Origin of the sequence: Lysinibacillus sp. GbtcB16, assembly GCF_019091145.1 — a bacterium.
Taxonomy (GTDB): Bacteria; Bacillota; Bacilli; order Bacillales_A; family Planococcaceae; genus Lysinibacillus; species Lysinibacillus fusiformis.
The window spans coordinates 179411-200551 of record NZ_JAGXJV010000003.1 but is presented as its reverse complement, the minus strand read 5'-3'; the positions used below and the strand labels follow the sequence as shown (position 1 = coordinate 200551).

General features: G+C 39.7%; 20 protein-coding genes and 1 pseudogene. 4 read left to right on the top strand and 17 right to left on the bottom strand.

Annotated elements, in window-relative coordinates; translation table 11 throughout:
• The first annotated feature begins 10 nt into the window (after positions 1-10).
• On the top strand, positions 11-1081 hold the full coding sequence (locus KVT27_RS15940) for a sulfate/molybdate ABC transporter ATP-binding protein (protein WP_008178104.1): 1071 nt from the start codon (positions 11-13) through the stop codon (positions 1079-1081).
• Between the two features lie 43 nt (positions 1082-1124).
• Here the strand turns inward: KVT27_RS15940 and cysI are convergent, their stop codons facing one another.
• From cysI to KVT27_RS15905, 7 genes are all read right to left on the bottom strand, one after another.
• The gene (cysI, locus tag KVT27_RS15935; protein ID WP_208705335.1) at positions 1125-2843 is read right to left on the bottom strand and encodes an assimilatory sulfite reductase (NADPH) hemoprotein subunit; all 1719 of its coding nucleotides are present in this window, start codon (positions 2841-2843) and stop codon (positions 1125-1127) included.
• A gap of 87 nt (positions 2844-2930) precedes the next feature.
• Entirely contained in the window at positions 2931-4712 is a 1782-nt protein-coding gene (locus KVT27_RS15930; RefSeq protein WP_217581614.1) for an assimilatory sulfite reductase (NADPH) flavoprotein subunit, read from the bottom strand.
• Positions 4713-4758: 46 nt separating this feature from the next.
• Entirely contained in the window at positions 4759-4908 is a 150-nt protein-coding gene (locus tag KVT27_RS15925) for a YezD family protein (RefSeq protein ID WP_008178096.1), read from the bottom strand.
• Complete coding sequence (locus KVT27_RS15920) at positions 4908-5648, bottom strand: sirohydrochlorin chelatase (protein WP_208705330.1); 741 nt, start codon at positions 5646-5648, stop codon at positions 4908-4910. Before KVT27_RS15920 ends, KVT27_RS15925 begins: the two co-directional genes overlap by 1 nt.
• A gap of 12 nt (positions 5649-5660) precedes the next feature.
• Positions 5661-6434 (bottom strand): uroporphyrinogen-III C-methyltransferase, encoded by a 774-nt coding sequence (gene cobA / locus KVT27_RS15915; protein ID WP_036119921.1) that lies wholly within the window; start codon positions 6432-6434, stop codon positions 5661-5663.
• A 387-nt stretch (positions 6435-6821) separates the two neighbouring features.
• Positions 6822-7025: a hypothetical protein gene (locus KVT27_RS15910; protein WP_036119924.1), complete on the bottom strand. Its 204-nt coding sequence runs from the start codon at positions 7023-7025 to the stop codon at positions 6822-6824.
• 135 nt (positions 7026-7160) lie between these two features.
• Complete coding sequence (locus KVT27_RS15905) at positions 7161-8669, bottom strand: leucyl aminopeptidase (RefSeq protein ID WP_036119927.1); 1509 nt, start codon at positions 8667-8669, stop codon at positions 7161-7163.
• Positions 8670-8792: 123 nt separating this feature from the next.
• Between KVT27_RS15905 and KVT27_RS15900 the strand changes: the two genes are divergently transcribed.
• On the top strand, positions 8793-9275 hold the full coding sequence (locus tag KVT27_RS15900) for a divergent PAP2 family protein (protein ID WP_217581613.1): 483 nt from the start codon (positions 8793-8795) through the stop codon (positions 9273-9275).
• Positions 9276-9372: 97 nt separating this feature from the next.
• Here KVT27_RS15900 and KVT27_RS15895 read toward each other — a convergent pair whose 3' ends face one another.
• The 5 genes from KVT27_RS15895 to KVT27_RS15875 form a co-directional block, all read right to left on the bottom strand.
• Positions 9373-9702: a YuiB family protein gene (locus KVT27_RS15895; protein ID WP_004228336.1), complete on the bottom strand. Its 330-nt coding sequence runs from the start codon at positions 9700-9702 to the stop codon at positions 9373-9375.
• 200 nt (positions 9703-9902) lie between these two features.
• Positions 9903-11696, bottom strand: a complete 1794-nt coding sequence (locus KVT27_RS15890) for a carbon starvation CstA family protein (RefSeq protein ID WP_217581612.1) — start codon at positions 11694-11696, stop codon at positions 9903-9905.
• A gap of 118 nt (positions 11697-11814) precedes the next feature.
• Positions 11815-12558, bottom strand: a complete 744-nt coding sequence (locus KVT27_RS15885; protein WP_036119938.1) for a LytR/AlgR family response regulator transcription factor — start codon at positions 12556-12558, stop codon at positions 11815-11817.
• Between the two features lie 6 nt (positions 12559-12564).
• Positions 12565-14316, bottom strand: coding sequence for a sensor histidine kinase (locus KVT27_RS15880; RefSeq protein WP_217581625.1), 1752 nt, complete (start codon positions 14314-14316; stop codon positions 12565-12567).
• Between the two features lie 25 nt (positions 14317-14341).
• A complete protein-coding gene (locus KVT27_RS15875) occupies positions 14342-14839 on the bottom strand; it encodes an NUDIX hydrolase (RefSeq protein ID WP_036119944.1) in 498 nt (165 codons plus the stop codon).
• Between the two features lie 169 nt (positions 14840-15008).
• Between KVT27_RS15875 and KVT27_RS15870 the strand changes: the two genes are divergently transcribed.
• Both KVT27_RS15870 and KVT27_RS15865 read left to right on the top strand, forming a co-directional pair.
• Positions 15009-15560 (top strand): hypothetical protein, encoded by a 552-nt coding sequence (locus KVT27_RS15870; protein WP_036119946.1) that lies wholly within the window; start codon positions 15009-15011, stop codon positions 15558-15560.
• Positions 15561-15721: 161 nt separating this feature from the next.
• Entirely contained in the window at positions 15722-16243 is a 522-nt protein-coding gene (locus KVT27_RS15865; protein WP_036119949.1) for a GNAT family N-acetyltransferase, read from the top strand.
• Between the two features lie 183 nt (positions 16244-16426).
• Here the strand turns inward: KVT27_RS15865 and KVT27_RS15860 are convergent.
• The 5 genes and pseudogenes from KVT27_RS15860 to KVT27_RS15840 form a co-directional block, all read right to left on the bottom strand.
• Positions 16427-16522 (bottom strand): annotated as a pseudogene (locus tag KVT27_RS15860) (iron-sulfur cluster assembly accessory protein); the annotation flags it as partial.
• A 153-nt stretch (positions 16523-16675) separates the two neighbouring features.
• Entirely contained in the window at positions 16676-17041 is a 366-nt protein-coding gene (locus KVT27_RS15855) for a hypothetical protein (RefSeq protein WP_217581611.1), read from the bottom strand.
• Between the two features lie 494 nt (positions 17042-17535).
• A complete protein-coding gene (locus KVT27_RS15850; protein ID WP_217581610.1) occupies positions 17536-18111 on the bottom strand; it encodes a recombinase family protein in 576 nt (191 codons plus the stop codon).
• Positions 18112-18502: 391 nt separating this feature from the next.
• Entirely contained in the window at positions 18503-18889 is a 387-nt protein-coding gene (locus tag KVT27_RS15845) for a phBC6A51 family helix-turn-helix protein (protein ID WP_217581609.1), read from the bottom strand.
• Between the two features lie 109 nt (positions 18890-18998).
• The gene (locus tag KVT27_RS15840; RefSeq protein ID WP_254636169.1) at positions 18999-21128 is read right to left on the bottom strand and encodes a phage tail protein; all 2130 of its coding nucleotides are present in this window, start codon (positions 21126-21128) and stop codon (positions 18999-19001) included.
• Between the last annotated feature and the right edge of the window lie 13 nt (positions 21129-21141).

The window sequence follows — 21141 nt, the reverse complement described above, 5'->3', positions numbered from 1 at the left end:
GATGATCAGCATGAGTATTCAAATTCAAAATGTCTCGAAAATATACGGATCTTTTCAAGCACTAGAGGATATTTCTATTCATATTCAGTCAGGGGAGCTTGTTGCATTGCTTGGCCCCTCTGGATCAGGAAAAACCTCTCTATTACGTGTCATTGCAGGGCTGGAGACCGCCGATACGGGTGATATTTTTTTTGATGGACATTCCATGACGGATCGGCATCCAAAGGAACGTAATGTAGGCTTTGTGTTTCAGCATTATGCCCTATTTCGTCATATGACAGTCTTTGAAAATGTCGCCTATGGCCTAAAGGTTCGCCCTCGGAAAACTAGACCTACTAAGCAAGAAATACGAGACAAAGTGATGGAATTGCTACAATTAGTTAAACTCGAAAATTTCTCTGACCGCTATCCTACACAGCTTTCAGGTGGTCAAAGACAGCGTGTGGCACTTGCAAGAGCACTTGCAGTAGAGCCGAAAGTTCTTCTGCTAGATGAGCCATTTGGGGCACTTGATGCAAAAGTGCGCAAGGAGTTGCGTCGCTGGCTACGAAAGTTACATGATGAATTTCATATTACAAGTATTTTTGTTACGCATGATCAAGAGGAAGCATTGGATGTGGCAGATCGTATTGTTGTCATGAACAATGGCAAAATCGAGCAAATTGGGAGTCCAGATGAAGTGTATACACATCCCAAAAGTCCATTTGTCTATGATTTTTTAGGGAACGTTAATCTTTTTAAAGGACGCTTACATAACGGTAAGCTGATGCATGGAGAAGTTGCACTGGATGTGCCTGATGTACAATCACATACAAAAGATAATGTAATTGGTTATGTTCGCCCACATGATATACAAATAGAAAAGGTAAGTATTCCAGGTACGGTCCCCGTCAAAATCAATCATATCCATCTGTTGGGGCCTATTGTCCAAATTGAGCTACGCCGAGAAGATTTAGATGAATTTTTAGAGGCAGAATTATCAAAAGAACAGTTCCTTCACCTTCAGCTTGAAGTAGGCGATCATGTATTTGTTAGGCCAAAGCAATTAAAGGTTTTTATCCCCGAAGATTACTCCATTTAAAAAACCATGTAGCAAAGCAATTTGCTACATGGTTTTTTATTTATTATATGTGAAATTCTTTACCATCGTATACAGCCGTCACATATCCAGCACGAATAACAAAATCACCAAAATGTTCACCGTCTAAACGTTCCTTCGCATAATGTACAAGAATTGGTCGTAGCTCCGCCAGTATCTCTTCCTCACCTATATTTTCACGATAGATTTTATTCAATCGATTACCAGTAAAACTTGCCCCAAGATATAAATTGTATTTTCCAGGACCTTTACCGATAAAGCCTATTTCAGCCATCGCTGCACGGGAGCAACCATTTGGACAGCCTGACATCCGAATAACAATCTCTGTATCATTTAATCCTGTTTCATCAATGATTGTTTCTATTTTTGTAATAAGAGATGGCAAATAACGTTCCGCCTCCGCCATGGCTAAACCACAGGTTGGTAAGGAGACGCAGGCAATGGAATTACGGCGTAATGCGGAATAATGCGCACCATCCGTCAGCTTATATTGCTCTATAATAGCATCAATCTTTTTCTTTTTCTGTGGTGTTACATTACTAATCATTAAATTTTGGTTAGGAGTTAAACGGAAATCGCCTGTATGCACCTTAGCTATTTCACGTAACCCTGTTAACAGCTCATAATCTTGAAAATCTTTAATGCGGCCGTTTTGAATAAATAGCGTATAATGCCAATTACCCTCTGCCCCTTTAATCCAACCGAACTCATCTCCTGTACGTTCAAATGTATAAGGACGCGCTTCTTGAATACTCCAACCCAAACGTCGCGTTAATTCTTCGTTAAACCATTCTAGTCCTCTTGCATCAATCGTATATTTGAAACGTGCATTTTTACGAACTGAGCGATTCCCATAATCCCGCTGAATTGTTATAATCTTTTCTGCTGTTTCCAGTAGTTTATCCGGAGTAATAAAGCCAATTTCACGCGCAAGCTGTGGATAGGTAGCATGATCACCATGCGTCATCCCCATTCCTCCTCCAACAGCTACATTAAAGCCAATCAGCTTTTGATCTTCTACGATCGCGATTAGTCCGATATCTTGTGAAAACACATCGACGTCATTACTTGGCGGAATAGCAATGCCAATTTTAAATTTACGCGGCAAATATTGTTCTCCATAAATTGGTTCAATTTCTTCATCCTGACTGTCTACTACCTTTTCTCCATCTAACCATAATTCATGGTATGCACGTGTACGAGGTAGTAAATGCTCACTTAGTTTAGCAGACCAATTATAAACTTCTTCATGTAATGCTGATTGATTTGGGTTTACATTACACATAACATTACGGTTTACATCCCCACAGGCGGCAAGAGAGTCCAATAACACGTCATTAATTTCTTGCATATATTTTTTGACATTCCATTTTAAAATACCGTGCACTTGAAACGCTTGACGTGTAGTTAGTTTTAAGGAGCCATTGCCATACTTTCTAGCCATTACATCCATTACAAGCCATTGTGCTGGCGTAGCCGCTCCTCCAGGAGTTCGTACGCGTACCATGAATTGATAGGCAGGCTCTAGTTTTTGTCGTTGTCTTTCATTGCGAAGGTCTCGGTCATCCTGTAGGTAACTACCATGGAATTTCATTAAACGATTGTCATCCTCAGGAATACCAGAACTTAATGGGTCATTCATAGTCCGTTCGAGTGTCCCACGAAGATAATTACTTTCCGTCTTAATACGCTCTACATCACTTGGTTTCCCTGACTGTGGAGGCAAAACAATTTTCTCTGTCATTCTTTATCGCTCCTTTAATCCATTACACCTCTCCAGAGGCTTTGCTTGCTAGCAAATAGTCATCTTCCTACGAGGAAGAGTTTTTTCTTAATATACATCCCGCTGGTATCGTTTTTGTTGCTTTAGTTCTTGCACAAAGGCTTTTGCTTGCTCAGACGTTTTCTGCCCCTGCTGCTCTATAATACGGTGAATGGTTGCATCCACATCAGCTGCCATTGATTTCTCATCACCACATACATAAATGACAGCACCTTGCTCAAGCCATTCATAAAAATTAGCTGCATTCTCTTCCAATTTGTGTTGAACATAGACTTTTTTATCGGTATCACGTGAAAAGGCTATGTGCATTTGGCTTAATGTGCCAGAAGCTAGCCACCGTTGCCAATCTGTTTGATAGAGGAAGTCAGTAACAAAATGCTGATCGCCAAAAATGAGCCAAGCTTTCCCCTCTACCCCTAACTCTTCTCTTTCCTCTAGGAAAGCTCGATAAGGTGCTATACCTGTGCCCGCGCCAATCATAATTATGGGTGTTTCCTTCTGCTCAGGTAATCTGAAATTTGGATTTTTATGAACATAGATGGGTAATGTAGCGCCAATTTGAAGTTCTGCCACACTACCTGAACATACTCCCAGACGTTGTCGACCGTTCGTCTCATAGCTTACCTTGCTAATCGTTAAATGCACCTCATCATGATTCGCCAATTGGCTACTTGCAATGGAGTACAGTCGTGATGGAATTTTTCGCAAAATGTCCACGAATTGTTGCGCACTCCATGTGAAAGGAGCAAAATCCTCTACTACATCAAGTAAATCCCTTCCCTTGGCATACTCCTTCCATGCATTAGGTTCTTCTAATAACGATGAAAACTCATGATGTTCTGTGTAAGCTTTAATTTTTTCAAGAACTGGCTTAGATAACACTGTAATTTCCAATTTTTTTTGTAAGGCATTCTTTAAGGATACTGTTTCATCCAACACAGTCACCTCAGTAGCTGGATCAAATTGTAGTACTCCCAGTAATGCATCGACTAATGGCTCACTATTTTCCGGTTGAATCCCAATACTGTCTCCTGGCTCAAATTGAAAATTAGCTCCTTCAATGGATAACTCTAGATGACGTGTCTCTTTGTTGGAGCCGCGACCATTTAGATTAATATTTTCTAACACTTCAGCGTAGAATGGATTTTTTCTTGAATATGTAGTAGCTCCTTGTATTTCATCGCTTTGTGTTGAAGTAACCGATATTGTAGTAGCTTGTTTGAGAAATTCTTGTTGAACAGCTGAGAACCATTGAGCAGCAGCGTCATCATAATCCACATCACAATCAGTACGAGGAACAATTCTTGTTGCACCTAGTTTGGCAAATTGCTCATCCAAGTCTTTACCTGTTTTACAGAAAAATTCATAGGAGCTATCCCCTAATGCAAGTACCGAATATTGAAGATGCTCCAGTTTTGGTGCTCGTTTACTATGCAAAAATTCATAGAACTGGATCGCCTGATCAGGTGGATCACCCTCACCATGTGTACTCACAATAAGTAATAGTTTGGAGATTTTCTTTAAGTTACTTGCTTTAAATTTCCCTAATGATGAGACAGTAACATCTACGTTTTGAGCCTTTAATAGAGAGGCATATTTTTCAGCTAGCCCTTGACTATTACCTGTTTGGGAACCATATAAAATCGTTATGGTTTTCGTAATAGGGTCTGCTACTGGGAGCGTCTCAACTACGGCCTCCTGAGTAGCTTGTGGTGCACTTAAATAACCGTTTAACCAAATTTTTTGCTCCAATGTTAATTGAGGTAAAAGTTCGTTTAATAATTTTACCTGCTCTTCATTAAATGGACTGTTTATAACTTGCAGTTTCAATCTTTGCCACCTCGCGAATCGTCATCATTTCATCCTCTAAAAAGAATTATCGAAGTCTTATTTTTTCTTTCTTTTCGATTTGAACCACATAAGAGTTTTGAACAATCAATGTAATCGAACCATGGTTCACAGTATTTAGCATTTGGCGGACATTATCTAATGCTAGATTTACATTTTCAAGCCTTTTATCTGCCATTATGAAACACCTTCCTCTTTGAAATGTAGTAATTCATCAATACGTTCCACTAACACTTTTTTTACATTGACGTCATAACCTAAGCTTTCACATAACATCATGTTGTTGTTGGATAGTCCTTGTAATCGCTTTGTAATGCTTTGCCGTAAAATACCTGTAAATAAGAGATACGGCACAATAAAAACTTGATGCTGCCTCTCTTTTTCTTGCTGGAGCCAGTCATCAAAACTCGGACCCATCCCATATAAGAAGCAAGTATCTACTGTTTGATAGTTGTATTTCATTCGCAATCTTGTTGCAATTTCAGCTAAATCTCTCTTTACGGTTGGATCACTACTGCCACGTCCTATTAGTAAAACACTTGCTTCGCAGTTAGGCTGCTGCTTTTCTAAAATCCTAGCCTGCAACGTGTCAATGATTCGTTCATGAATGCCTAATGGTTCACCATAGGAAAATTGGATATGCGGATAGAGCTTTTGAGCTTCGGCAATTTCTCTTGGAATATCTTGCTTCGCATGCTGTGCAGCTAGCAATAGAATGGGCATAACAGCAATCATAGTTGCCCCTTGTCTAACACAGTTGACAATCCCCTCTGCAATGGTGGGTGTTGCAAGCTCCAAAAAGCATATTTCCTGAATAGATACATGAACCTCTTGTTGAACGCCTTGTAGAAAAGCTATAGCTTGATCTGTTCCTGCCTTAACACGACTACCATGAGCAATATATAAAATAGCCTGCATAACGTCACTTCCTTACCCCGTAACTTGGATTGGTTGTGGACTGTTATGCTCGAACCATTGTATCGTTTCTCTTAATGCCACAACCTCTCCAACTAAAATGATACTCGGGTTCTGAATATTTTCTGTTTGAACGATTTCTTCAATTGTTGCTAAAGTGCCAGTAACCGTTTTTTGCTTAGCAGCAAAAGTTCCCCAATGAATAACGGCTACAGGCGTTTCTTCCTCACGTCCATATTTAAGAAGTTGCTGTCGGATGTACGGCAGATTACCTACCCCCATATAAATAGCAATCGTATCGATTCCTTTCGCAAGACTTTCCCAACGTATTGCATCATCTTTTCCTTCCTGCATATGTCCCGTAACCATGGCAAAACTTGAGCTTAGATTCCGATGTGTCACAGGAATTCCTGCATAAGCTGGGGCTGCTATACCTGAAGTAATCCCCGGTACAATTTCAAATGGAATATGATGTTTGGCTAGCACTTCAGCCTCCTCTGCCCCTCTTCCGAAGACAAATGGGTCACCTCCCTTTAATCTTGTAACGATTAACCCTCGCTGTGCATAACTGACAAGCGTTTGGTTAATATGCTCCTGAATCATGGCATGTTGTTGTGGCAGTTTTCCGCAAAATATTAATTGAGCGTCTTGTCGAGCATAGTTTAATAGCTCTTTATTTATGAGTCTGTCATATAAAATGACATCTGCACATTCAATACAACGTAAACCTTTGACCGTAATAAGATCCACATCCCCAGGACCAGCACCAACGATATATACTTTCCCCATTCCATTTCACTCCTTCTATCCGTTGCGCCTTCGCGTCATGGTGTCCAGTTTTTAGTTGACGGAGTCGCAACCGTCACGCCCTTTGACATCCGTAAGCGATTGTGTCTCCAATGGTGGCGTTTGAACAAATTTTTGATTCTCCCTATAGAGGAAAAAGATTGCTGTCATCAAGGTAAAGAAAAAAGGCTAATATTATCCCTAGGCACAAAAATGCCTATGAACAATAAAAGCCTCTAGTTTGCTAGTCAGCTACTTATTTAATTCTTAGTAATATAATAAGAATAATAAATAATTTAGTATATTCTGTCAACACAAAATTTGATACTTCCTCAACACAACAAAAAACCAGTTGCCGTTTTAGGCAACTGGATTATTTATTTTATGTTCTTACCAGCGTCTACGATACCGTGGTCCTGGTCGGAAAAATGGACCAGGCGGATATGGCCGATAGTTTGGATAATATGGATTGTAAGGATATTGATTAAATTGAGACCCTAGGAAACTTCCTAAAAAGCCACCGAAAAACGGTGCACCGAATGGCCAAATACCTCCTCCAAATCCTCCTCCTGGGTAACCTCCGAAATTACGCATATGCTACCTCCCTTTTTATTCTATCGTATGAAGGAAGATGCATCTATCATATGTACATTGCCTAATCTATCGGGATAAGTGCTGAAAATGCAAAAAAATCAGCGGAAAGACAATCCCGCTGATCAAAATGCTCTATTATTTTTCTTCTCCTAAACGTTGGACAAAATTAGCAAGTGTACGTACCATCACACCTGTACCACCTTTAGGACCTAGATCATGGACAGCTACTGCATCGGATGTTCCGGCAATATCAAGGTGAATCCAAGGTGTTTCACCGACAAATTCTCCGACAAAGCCCCCACCAAAAATCATATGTCCATCACGACCAGGTGAGTTGTTTAAATCTGCTACATCAGATTTACGAATTCTCTTTTTATCATTCTCTGTCAAAGGCATACGCCAAACAAATTCATCCGTTTCCTCTGCTGCTTCCATAAATGCTGCAAAAAATTCATCATCATTAGTAAGAGCACCTGTTTTATCCATACCTAGCGCAGTAATGACGCCTCCTGTTAAAGTAGCGACATCAATTAGCGATGCAGCCCCCTGCTGCTTCGCATATGTAGTTGCATCTGCCAGAACTAAACGTCCTTCTGCATCCGTATTTAATACTTCGACTGTTTTGCCACTATACGTTGTAATGACATCATCTGGTTTAAATGCTGTGTCAGATACCATATTATCAGTAGATCCGATAACCGCCACTACATTTTTATTTGGACGTAATTCACCGATAATTTTCATGGCACCAAGCACTGCTGCTGCACCGCCCATATCGCCTTTCATCCCAACCATCGAGTCTTTTGGTTTTAAGGAATAGCCACCTGTATCATATGTTACACCTTTACCAACGAGACCAATTGGATTTTCAAAATCATCAGACGCTTTATATTTTAATGTGATTAATCGAGGTTCTTCGTAAGAGCCTTGGTTGACACTTAAAATGCCGCCCATCCCCAATTCTTCTAATTGCGCTTTACCTAGAATCTCTACTTCAAAGTCATATTCACTTGCCAAAGATTCCGCATAGTTTGCTAAATCAGTAGCCGTTAGTAAATTCGGTGGTAAATTAATTAGGCTACGTGCCTCATTCACTGCATCCGCATAAATGACGCCGACCTCAAAGCCTGCTACAACTTCGTCTAAATCCTCTGCTGTCGTCACTAGATGAACAGCATCAATACGTTTATCCACTTCGTTTGAAGTTGTTTTGTAATGAGGAATAGAATAATAGCCTAGACCAGTTCCTTCACCTGCTAAGAAGGCTACATCAGTCACTGAGATTGTTTCTGTTGTAAATGATTCAAGCCAGATGGAATACTCTTTTACTTTTAAGGCTCTTAGCTCTTTCCCAACTAAACCAAAGGCTGCTCGAATATCCCCTTCTGTTAGGTTTTTACGCTCATCTAGCCCTACAAATAAAATACGTTTTAAATTGGCATGATCCTTCACAAATGGCAGCTTCGTTAGCTTCTTAAGCTCAGTTGAAACGTCTCCCGCGCTAACCCACATATCAAGTGATTCACCATAAAAAGATGAAAAGCTTGCCCAATCCTGCATTTGCTCACGGTGTTTAGTGACACCCACCACTAATAATTCAGTAGAAATTGTTTCAAATGTCTTTGCTTCTTTTACAATATTCATGTAAATTCCTCCATTCCATCTACTATTATAACGAAGTTTCTGAAAAGCGCGTAATATTTGCCTATATCTTCTTTTAGAAAATAATGAATGTTATAATAAAAGCAATTATTTGCGAAGGTTGTGATGAATTTGAGTTTACTTCAAAATACCCCCTTACTGATTGCCCTCTTTTCGGTTATCTTTGCTCAGTTTGTCAAGATTCCCATCCATTTTCTAATGACCAGACAGGTGAAATGGAGCCTCTTTACTTCTACAGGCGGAATGCCTAGCTCTCACTCCGCTTCTGTTACTGGACTGGCAACCTCTATTGCTTATGAGACGGGTTTAGCATCCCCTATTTTTGCCGTAGCCGCAATGTTTTCCATTATTGTTATGTACGACGCAAGCGGTGTACGTTACCAAGCAGGGCAACATGCTGCGATTTTAAATCAATTGCGTAAGGATTTCCAAACACTGCTTCATGATTTAAAAAAATGGCCTCAGATGGATGGGCAAGAGAAAAAGGAGGAATTAAAAACGTTATTAGGACACAAACGAAGTGAAGTATTTTTTGGGGCGCTCACAGGTATTTTTATCGCCATCATAACCTACGAATTTTTCATATGATAGCTAAGACACATCCTTTTATGATGGAGGATGTGTTTTTTATCGAATAAAAAAAGTACTCTTCTTTCATTCAATAGAAAGAAGAGTACTAAGTAAATTAGAACATGCGATATCCACTTTTTCGTAAATAAATCATCACAATGCCTGCCACGATGGAGCCTGCAAAGCCGCCTGATAAAATAGCAATATCTACAAACTGAAGGGCTTGTAATTTATCGATTAACGCTGGAAATGCAGAACCTGGCTTGAAAATATAATCTAAGAAGCTTACTTCATCCACGATAAAGATCACAACAATTGGATATACAATCGCCATTAACCACGTCATACGTAACAGCATGTTTAATAAGAATCCGATACCAAAGAACATGACGAAAAATAACAAAATAGAAATGATTAACTGTACTAATGAAACTGGACCATCCATGTATGTATAACCTCCGTTTTCCTCTCATTAGTTTACATGATTACGACAACGCTTTCAATGAACATATCCTTGTTTTCGCTTGTTCGACATATTTAGGAAATCATTTACGTTGATTGTGATGGACCATGGATATTTTATCCTAGAAAATACAAAAAAACTATTGAAGGTCATTTCTTATCTCCAATAGTTTCTTCTATTAATTATGAAGTTGATTGAGTTAATACAAACTTTGGAGATTTCCATAGCTGTGCCCATTTCTTAAACGCTGAAATAACGATGAGTAGCCCTAGCATCAGCATGATAACGGATAAGATGCCGTTTAACATATTAAAGCCGGAAGCTGCTGGATTCCAATAAACATTTTTAATCATCCAATAGCCAGCCACATTCACGGTGATGTATAAATAAGTTAATGGGATAAAACAAGTTAGTGCATAGATTCGTTTATCTGCCACCTTCAGTACCATCGTCACTCCACATACTAAACCAATTGCCGCCATTAGCTGATTAGATACACCGAATAATACCCAAATGGAGCTAATATCCCCTGAATACAATAAATACCCCCACATAAAGCAAGCAAGTGCACTAGCGAAAATGGTTCCTGGTATCCAATTAGTACGCTTTAATGGCTTATAAACATTGCCCCCAAAGTCTTGAATTAAATAGCGTGCCACTCGTGTTCCAGCGTCTATCGCTGTTAGAATAAAGACAGCCTCAAACATAATGACAAATTGATAGAAATAGGAAGATAACTCCGCAAACCAAGGAATACCTGTAAAAATATCCGTCATTCCGACAGCTAATGTCACGGCTCCTCCTGTTCGTCCCTCTAAGTCCATTCCAATATTTTGAGATAATGCTTGTAAATGAACAGGCTCCATTCCTAATGTAGCAAAAACTGCTGGCGCTGAGTTAATGGCAAAATAGTCTGCTGGATGCAGGGCTGTAGCTGCAATTAACGCCATCACACCTACTAACGACTCCACTAACATTGCTCCAAAGCCAACGATTCGAATATCTTCCCAACGATCAATCATTTTAGGTGTAGTACCTGAGCCTACAAAGGCATGGAAGCCGGAAATAGCTCCACAGGCAATCGTAATGGATACAAATGGCCACACAGGACCTGCAATTACCGGACCTCCACCATGAATAAACTCTGTAAATGGCGGGAACTGAATAGCTGGGTTAACGAAAAAGACACCGATAATTAAAGCGATGAATACTCCTATTTTCATGAAACTACTTAAATAATCACGTGGAGCTAATAATAGCCATACAGGTAATGCCGCTGCAAAAAATGCATAGATCGGTAAAATAATTGCTAATGTATCACGGTCAAATGTTAAAAAATCACCAAATGCAGTTCCTTGAATAAGCGGCCCAATAAATACGCCTATCATTAATAAAACAAACCCAACCGCAGACGTAACAAGTAAATTGCCTGTTTTACGATAAGCAATACCCACAAGCATAGCAATTGGAATGGTGATCCCTACTGCAAACGTCCCCCATGGATTGCGTTCTAAAGCTCCTAAAACTACCATAGAAAGACCTGCCATTGTAATTGTAATAATAAACAGCATAGCAAGGCCTGTACAGAAGCCAGCAATCGGACCGAGCTCTTCCTTCATCACTTCGGATAAAGACTTACCACCATGGCGCATAGAAGCAAATAACACGACTGCATCATGGACAGCTCCCCCAATGACAGCCCCTATTAATAACCATAGAAGGCCAGGTAAATAACCAAACTGTGCAGCTAAAATCGGTCCTACTAATGGCCCCGCAGCAGCGATGGCTGCAAAGTGATGCCCAAAGGTTACCCATTTATTCGTCGGAACATAGTCTTTACCATCTTCCAAAGCGTGGGCGGGCGTGGGCGTATCATCCTTTATTTTTAGTACCTTTTTTGTGAAAAATATGCCATACAAACGATAGCTAATCACTAAAATACAAATAGAGCCTATCACAATTGTAATCGCATTCATGCAAACACCCCTTTTACTTTTTCCACATCATAGCAAAGGAATGTCCACGATATTCATAAAATTAACTGAAATGTCAGAATCAAAAGTTGAAACGTAGGTTTCTACCGCTGAAATGCAACTACCTCGAAAGGTCAAAAATTTTCCGCACATCCTTCATATAGAGCCTACTGACAGGAATGGAATGTCTGTTATGCAAAATTAAATTATATTTAGAACTACTCCAAGGCTCTAGCTCCACAATATGCTCTAAATTTACGATAAACGCACGATGGACACGCACAAATCCCTTTAATGTCAGCTTTTTTTCTAATGCTGCCAATGACTCCGAAGCAAAAAACCTCCCTTGCTCTGTGACAACCACTGTTTTACTGTCCTCCGATGTACAATATAAAATATCCTGTATTTTCATTAATAAAATTCGATCGTTGACATAAACCGTTAATTTATCAAGCTTGTCCAGCTGTGAAATCTTTATTTCTTCCATCGTTTTCGCCTGTGTGGCTCTTTTTTTAGCTACTAACTTTTCTACAGCAGCTTGTACTCGTTGTGCTTCAAAAGGTTTCAGAATATAATCAAAGGCATTCACCTCGAATGCCTGTAATGCGTATTCATCAAAGGCAGTAGCAAAGATAATTTCGGGTCTTTGTGTATGCAACAGTAATTGTTTAGCTAAATCAAGTCCATTATTCATGCCTAACTCAATATCTAAAAATACACAATCAACCTGTTCATACTGTGTCGTGTTGTAAAAATCCTCAAGACTTTCAGACTCACCACAAACATTTACTAACGCTGTTTGCTCTAATAAATAGCGCAATTCAGCGCGTGCCAACGGTTCATCATCCACAATATATACATTCAATCTCTTCTACTCCCATCTAGTCGCCTTTAACGGCAGTTGAATCATTATTTTTGTTCCTACATCCAATGTACTCACTATATGAAAATCAGCGTCTGAGCCATAAATTTCATGAATACGCTGATAAATATTCCACAACGCCGTTCCAGTCCCTTGCTCCGATTGCATAATCCGTTTACCGAGCTGCTTTACCTGCTCTTTTCTCATGCCACAGCCGTTATCTTCGGTTAGCAAAACTAGCTTATCGTTCACTCGTTGTACTTTGACAAAAATCTTGCCTTCCTTACGATGTTTAAATGCATGATAAATAGCATTTTCAACAAGAGGCTGCAATGTAAATGGTGGAATCTGCACATCGAAAAGTGATTCATCCATAATAAACTCTACTTCGTAACGATTAGGAAATCTTGTCTGCTCAATGGATAAATAAGCCTCAACATGGTCAATTTCATTTTTCAATGGAATAAGCATTTGCCGTGCACCTTGTAAATTGCTTCTAAAAAATGTACTAAGCTTGATCAATAATGCTCTTGCCTCATCTGCATCTGTACGGATTAAGCTTGATATCGTATTAAGGCTATTGAAGAAGAAATGAGGATGAACCTGTGCCTGTAATGCTTTTATTTCAGCATCCTTTAATAACTTTCTCTGTTGTTCAATTTCAGCATATTCCAGCTGTGAAGAGAAAAGTCTACTTAAGCCCTCCGCAAGCTCCTTCTTCACCCCTGTTAATGAATCTGCCTTCGTGAAATACAGCTTTAGGCTCCCAACCGTGCGATGCTGTACCATTAAAGGCAATACAATGGCAGCGCTTAAAGGACAATCATCATGTGGACATTGAATTTCCTTCGCCGAAGTAGCCATTAATATTTTCCCTTCCTCTAGTACTCGTTTCGTCAAAGCTGTCATAATTTCCCGATGAATTAAATGATGGTCTTCCCCAACGCCAACATGGGCTAATACACCGTTTTTATCCGTAATGGCGACCGCCTCTACACTAATTTCTCTTTTAATAATTTCTGCCACCGTCTGACAGGATTCCTCATTCAAGCCTTTTCGGAAATGCTCAATCGTTTGTTGAGCAATTGAAAATGCTTGATGTGTTTGCAATGCCTTTGTTCGTTCTTCTTCATCAATAAAAGTCTTTATAATCATAAAAAATAAGAAGATTCCAAAGGCATTCATCAAAATCATTGGCATAGCAATTAATGTTACTAACTGCAAAGCTTGCTCGAATGGCTTCGCAACTACTAAAATCACCAACATCTGTATCGTCTCTGCACAAATTCCAATGATAACAGCTTTCTTATAGGAAAAAGTTTGACGTATTTTGAAACGATTACTTAATCCACCGGTCATAAAGCCTGCTAAAATCGTCGAAATGCCACAGGCGATCGCTGTAAAGCCCCCTAGTGTCATACGGTGAATCCCTGCTATAATCCCTACACATACACCAACAAGTGGTCCACCGAAAATGCCTGCTATGGCTACACCAATTAATCTTGTATTGGCAATAGCCTCCTCAGCATTAATCGTACTATGTATCATCTGATTTAATGGGTGTATCGTACCGCTTTCAATTTTAATCCCTGTATAGCTACTAACGATACATAAGCTACTAAAGATAATGATGAGCCATATTTTCTCCTTCGTTCCTTGCTCCTGAAACAGCTTCTCTCGAAACAGTCTCCACCTTGACATTAAAAAGGCAAACACAATGATCAGCCCAACGCGCTCTAACATAAATAAAAATAGCTCCATCATAGGTCCCCCTCCCGAAGTCATATCATTTTTTAAAGAACAGTCGATACGAGGTATACCCAAATATATCGCCAGGATTAATCCCCTCTATTGCATCTAGCTGATGTTTTTCGAATTGATTGGATGCCATTTCTTTTAACATAACGGAGGTTGTTTCATCTTGTGCGAGCTCCTGTGGATACAACCATTTGGCCTCCAGTATTTCTTTTTCCTGAATGCATACCTGCTGCTGTTCATCTAGCATACGACAATAAAAAATCGCCATATTATCACTGATATCGTCACGGATAACGCCTGTACGAAATCCTATTAAGCCCGATACACTGCAATCTATTCCTGTTTCTTCTTTTATTTCACGGATGACCGCCTCATCCACGGTTTCACCTGCGTTAACAAATCCCGCCGGCAATGACCAACGTCCTTTCAATCCGCTATACGCTTTTTTCACAACTAGCCATTGTCCAAGCTCATTCACTGTAACACCCGATACGCCCAGCCATATTTTCCCTCGATCTTTTCTCATAACCTTCACCTCTATATTTCTATTATACCTGCTTGCTTTCAGTGGAATGAAGCTTTTATTCAGAATTTTAAGACCAATCTTGTTAATTCAATAAAATGCATAGACAATCCTTATTTGTAAATATGTTACACTTAGTGCACCTCATCATTTTAAAAAGAAAGGAGATTTTATGTTACATGCACTATCAGTACGAGCAAAGTACTTTATAGCAGCCCTTATATTAGCGATACTCACGCCTTTTTTAGCCTTTTTTACGCCACTAACCATATCTCAGACATTCTATACTGATAGACAGGATGTCATCCTGATGACACCACCTAGCAACTTTATTATGCTATTAATAGCCTTAGGCTTGATATTCGTAGTTTTCATTGTACTCGGATTAAAAAGAAATCCAAGCATCTACATACTTGCATGCGTCATCATCTTAAGTAGTATCGTATTAGGTTATTATTCTTTATTAAGCTATAGCGCCATACAAAAGGATCAAATCGTTTTTCAACAGTATCACCATCAAACTATTTATAATTGGCAAGATTTAAATGAGATTATCTATGAATACGAAATAGGTACGTTTGGAACCTATTACTTTCAAACTAAAAGCAATGAACAATTTATCATTGAGGAAAATGGACAATTTGGTCTTGATGAAAAGAGAGCTATCTATAAGCTAGCAGTTTTAAACGGCGTAAAGTTTATGGAGCGTGAAAAGTCTGATTAACTCCATGCTAAAAGGCTTCTTTCATCACCAGCGAAAGAAGCACTTTTCTTATTTTCACTTTGTTTCAATAATCCAGCAATCGTCAGAGAAGGTATTGGTTTTTTCATAAAATAAAAGCCATCCCCCCAACCACATAGTTGAATACAGAAAGGGAGAGTAAAATGATCATTAAAATGACTCCGTCTACTATGAAGGATTTTAATAAATCAAACGACGGTTTTATAGTCTCGGGAAAAATTATACCGACATTCAAAGATAAAGTTTGGACATTTACAGAGGAAATCTGTTCTGAGCCTTACTTCAAAAAATATGAAGAGGATGAAATTGATCTTAGCTACATAGATGATATCGAGAAAGCTGTATTTTTTTATTATATAGACAACAGCTGTGTAGGGCAGATTAAGATGTGCTCTAACTGGAACGGATATGCGCTTATTGAAGACATCGCTGTCGCAAAAGATTATAGAAAAAATGGCGTTGGCACTGCCTTACTAAATAAAGCCATTGAGTGGGCCAAAGAAAGGAACTGCTGTGGTCTCATGCTTGAAACACAAGATATCAATGTTTCAGCTTGTCATTTTTATGCTAAAAATCAATTTGTAATAGGTGCAGTGGATACGATGCTATATTCAAACTTCCCAACAGCAAATGAACTAGCAATTTTTTGGTATTATAAATTTTAATTATTAAAGTGCCTTGTTTAATGATCTAAACAAGGCTTTCCTTTTAGACTTCAAAACACAGTAAAAGCCTCTTTAATTTGTTGTTTTCAAAACATACAAATCAAAAAGGCTTGTATTCACAACCTAATCCAGATTGTGTTTACCTATTATCAGGATTGTCTTCTACATTTATATCACGTTTAATTATTCACAAATCTCAGGTGTACCTTCACGCTTTGCTGTTTTGAAAGATGTACCGCAGCCACACGATGCAATGGCATTTGGATTATCAATTGTGAATTGAACGGTATACTATTCGGAAGCATGAACGCCTACTGTACGTACTTTTTTATCGATATTTGAATACGACGTATTTTGCAATACCTACGTATTATTAAAACGATAGATTACTTTCTTACATTATATATGTAGGCGTACTAGAATCGCAAGTAACTATTTAATAGACCTTGCAGTTAATGTTGAAAGTAACGCATGTTGCTGTCTTATCACTTCATCTTTATAAGTGATTTCGCTTTCTAACATCGCACAATTTTTACAACCCACATCTTGAACGTCTATATCGTAAAACTTTTTTATAGCCTCTTTTGCTGCGTCTATAATACGAACACCTTCGTCTGCCTTTTGTTTAACATACGATATTGCTCCTACTTCTATTTCATTAAATAAAACACTTTTTCCTATAGTTTGCGAAAATGTTCCGAGATAGAAATGAAACGGTGCTTTGTATCTACCAATTGCAGAGGTACTAACGCCTAGCATTTTCGCCAGTTCTGTTTGATTAATTAGTTTTGAATCCATGAACAGTGTCCCTTTCTTCCGAAACACGCGCGCGTTATAGTCAGTAATTTCTCGTTAACAACTCGAACTATACATCACCTAACAAAAATACGCAACCCTTGCAGCTCTAAGGTTCATGCGTCATTTCAGCGTTAAAAAATTGCTCATTCTCCTCTTAGTAAAAGGTACTCTAGGCGTTTAGCGGCATTCAACTTTGCGTCAGTTTTACGTCAGTCAGTCGATTCGAGGTAAACTATATTACTAGTCGTAATTCGTTACGTCTAATAACGATTCTATACGTATAAATAACTGCGTTGATTATGCGTCGAGTAGCGTTGAAATGGTCCTATGAGCACAGAAATTTTTTTTGAGACTGCGGTGGTTTTAAACGGTAACCCCCAAATGAAAAAAAGTTGTATGTAATTCTCGGACACCAGATGACGCCGTTCCGAATCGATGGCCTTGGGGGTCACGCACGTTCAACGCAAAAAAAAGAACGATCAAGCGACGTTTGCTCAATCGTTTATAATCGTTTGTTCTTTCCGTTTACGTTTCTCACGCGCTAATGTAGCGACTGAAATTCCTGTCTTTGCTTCGACTTCTTTATAACTATTCGATTCCAATAGCTGCATTGCAGTGTCTAAGCGTTTCTTATCAAACTTCTTCGGCCTACCTTCTCGGAAATCATCGCGCTGCTTTGCGATTGCTTTGCCTTCTTGCGTTCGTTCAATGATTAAATTGCGTTCCATTTCAGCTACAGCCAACAACGTAGTGAGGAAGAAGCGCCCCATAGTCGTATTCTCTAATAGCCCTACGTTAAGTACATGCACGCGCACATCGCGCTCGAATAACGCCTCGACAACATCGATACCCTCTCTAGTGTTACGTGCTAATCGGTCTAGTTTCGTTACCACTAACGTATCACCTTCCGTTAACAACGACATAACTTCATTAAATACAGGTCGATCCGTCTTAGTTCCCGTAAACTTCTCTTTATAGATTTGCGTACAACCTTCTGACTCTAACGACTGAATTTGCGACTCTAAATCTTGCGCTACTGTTGACACTCGAGCATATCCGTATTTAGCCATTATATCGCCCCTAACTTTTGATAATAAGTTTTGATAACGTTTATAAGGCTATCTTATCGCATCAGCAAAACGTTGTCAATACTGTTAAGTTTTGATAATACGGTAGCGTCCATAATCTTTGCGTTAATATAGCGTCATACTCGAACCCCTCGAGTTTCAGACCGCCCCGTCCAATCCGACTGCCTGCCCGGTGTATCTGCGTTAACATTACGTTATCTTACTTATGTAAATCGCACAAAATCCGCGTTCCTTCTATTATATGTGCGTTAAAACTGCGTCATATAGCGAAGTAATGTGACTTCCCAAAGTGTTTTAAGGGCGCGTCCATAAAAGGCCTCTGCCCGATATTTCACGCCCTAAAACGTTCTCAAAAGAGTAAAAATGTAACATTTTATAATAGAGGTAAATCGTGGATTATATCCTCCAAGTTACGATACCCGTACCATCCTCCGCATAATTCCGCTAATGAAAACACTCGACGTCGCGTTATTCTATTGTACTCATTTCTCGTATGTTTAAACGCCTTATCGAGCAACCTATCGCACTCCTTTTGAAACGTCTTATCCTGCGTACGCCAGCGATATAATGTCATGCGCGTAATTTTACATAGGAACGCCACTTCTTCCATCTTTATATAACCGCTATTCTGCGCTAGAAGGACAACCGCCCGTACCTTCTTTTCTTTTCCGTTAAATTTTTCTCGTAATCTGGCGATGTCTTTATCACTTACAAGATACGGCTTAACATTGCGCTGCCCTACGATTAATCGATCGTACATAATGTCTCTCCTTTATTTAGTTCTTACGCAATTAGGTATAAAAAAGACGAGCAAGCAGCGCTATAAAGCCGATGCCCGCCCGTTTTGTCTTCATATCGCGATAGGACTCTTAGCCAGTTTGCACCATCTCCTGTTCGATTAATTTCGCTAGCTCAAACGCTATACGATGTATGTCCGCATCTTCACGTACTGTAAAGTTATTGCCTGAGATAACGACTCCTCCGCTTGTGCCATTTCCTCCTCCACCGTTACCTTCCGAATAATCACGATTTTCACGCGCAGTTAAAACGCGTTCACCTTTATGGAGACGCGCTGCATATCCGTCATATGGTACGGAATCTAATCCGCTATAGTGCGATTTAGCAGCTCCGCCGTCTTTGCCCGGTATCAACTTCTTCGCCCAACTTACGGCACCAGAACCAATTTTACCTATCCAGTCTGGCATTTTAATGTTTCCGAGAATTGCTGCGAAGTCCTTTAAGTATCCTGCCGCTGTACTAATCCAACCGCCCACAGTTTTGAATGCGGGAGTCAACGCTTTAACAATTTCTGTAGCTGCTCCGAATGCCTGCGTAAATCCTCCGGCTAGGAATGCTACAAACGGACCTACAATCGTATCCCATACTAAGCGCAATATCTTAAAGGCTGCGCCAATCGCTGCACCTAGAAGCTCAAGTATCGGGCCAATCACCGTCCACATAAGTCGGAAAGTTTTCATAACGAATGTAATCGTAGGTGCGATAATGTTATTCCATGCGAGCATTACGACGTCAGCTACGATTTTTAATGCGTCCCACAAAGCGCTAAGAATCGGCTGTGCCGTTGACCATAGCGTTTGAAGTACTGGCAACACGGCTTCAACGAGGCTAGTGAATACGCTAATTACTTGCTCCTTTATCGTTGCAAAACGAGATGTCATTGCGCTAATAGCTTCGGGAGAAATTAACATCTCCAGTACGCCTTTAAATCCGCCAGTTTTAAATGCAGTCATTAGTCCGGAAATCTTCGCCTTAATTCCGCCAACTAACGAGTTAATCTGATTCGCAATATCAGGCGGAAATAGTGCGTTGATTAAACCGCCTGTGCCGCCCGTCTTAAATGCGGACCATAACGATTTAACCTTGCCGACTATGCCATCGATTGCTCCTCGGAACATTTCGCTATTGTCGTAGAGCGCTTTGAATCCGACTACTGCTGCGGCTATTCCCATTGCTATTAGTGCTATCGGATTTGCCAACGCAGAAATTGTTCCTACTACAGCTAATGCAGCTACAAACGTGCCAATCGCTCCAGCTACGTATGCTATTTGTGTTCGCCATTTCACGAATATATCGTATAAAGCAATCGCTTTATCTGTGGCTTTAGCAAGTATACCTCCCAATTTATCGCTGAGAGTGGTAGTATCAAGACCATCAAACATTTTATTTAGTCGTCGTAAGAATTCTCCTAGTTTTGTATTGCTCTCCATTCCCATGTTTCTAAAGAACGTCTGTGACTTCTCTTCAAGTTGCGACCACAATCCTTTTGTCGTATTCCCCATCTTATTAACCATTTCATCAGTTACACCCATTTTGGTTAATAATTTATCTAAACCAGCCATCTTAGCAGACATGCCGTCCATTTTAGTGATTTTTTGCAATTCCTTTTTATCTAGTCCAACTGCTTCGTACATCGAAACGTAATCACCTTGCATAAGTTCTTTTGTTGAGAAAGCTGCCTGTTGAGTGTCTACGCCAGAAAGTGCCTGTATACGTTCAACTAAACCCCAAACTTGTTTTAACTCATTAAGGTTCTTACTGATTCCTATGAATGCTTTTGAGTTTGTCATCATATCTGTACTATTCAATACTGGACTATCAATAGCAGCCTTTTCAATCATTTGAAGATACTTTTTAGCTTGTTTATCATCACCAAACATTCCGCTAATAGCCATCGCATTTTGTTCGTAGTTTGCTGCAGCGCCTATTGTTGCGTTAAACAACTTGGCCGCCCCATTCACACCAGCGTATGCCCCCATTAGACCAATTAAAGAACTTTGCATACCGCTAAAACTTGCACTAAGCCCGTTAGTTCCCGCACGTAAGCCTGTCATACGAGTAGAAAAGCTGCTCATACGATTGGATGTTGAAGATATAGCACCACCAAACCTATTTACCGCTGTTTGTGTGCGACTTACTGATTCCCCTGTCGCTCTACTTGTGCGGTTCATCTGGTCCATCAACTGCGTTAATCTTCGCATACGGGACGAGCCC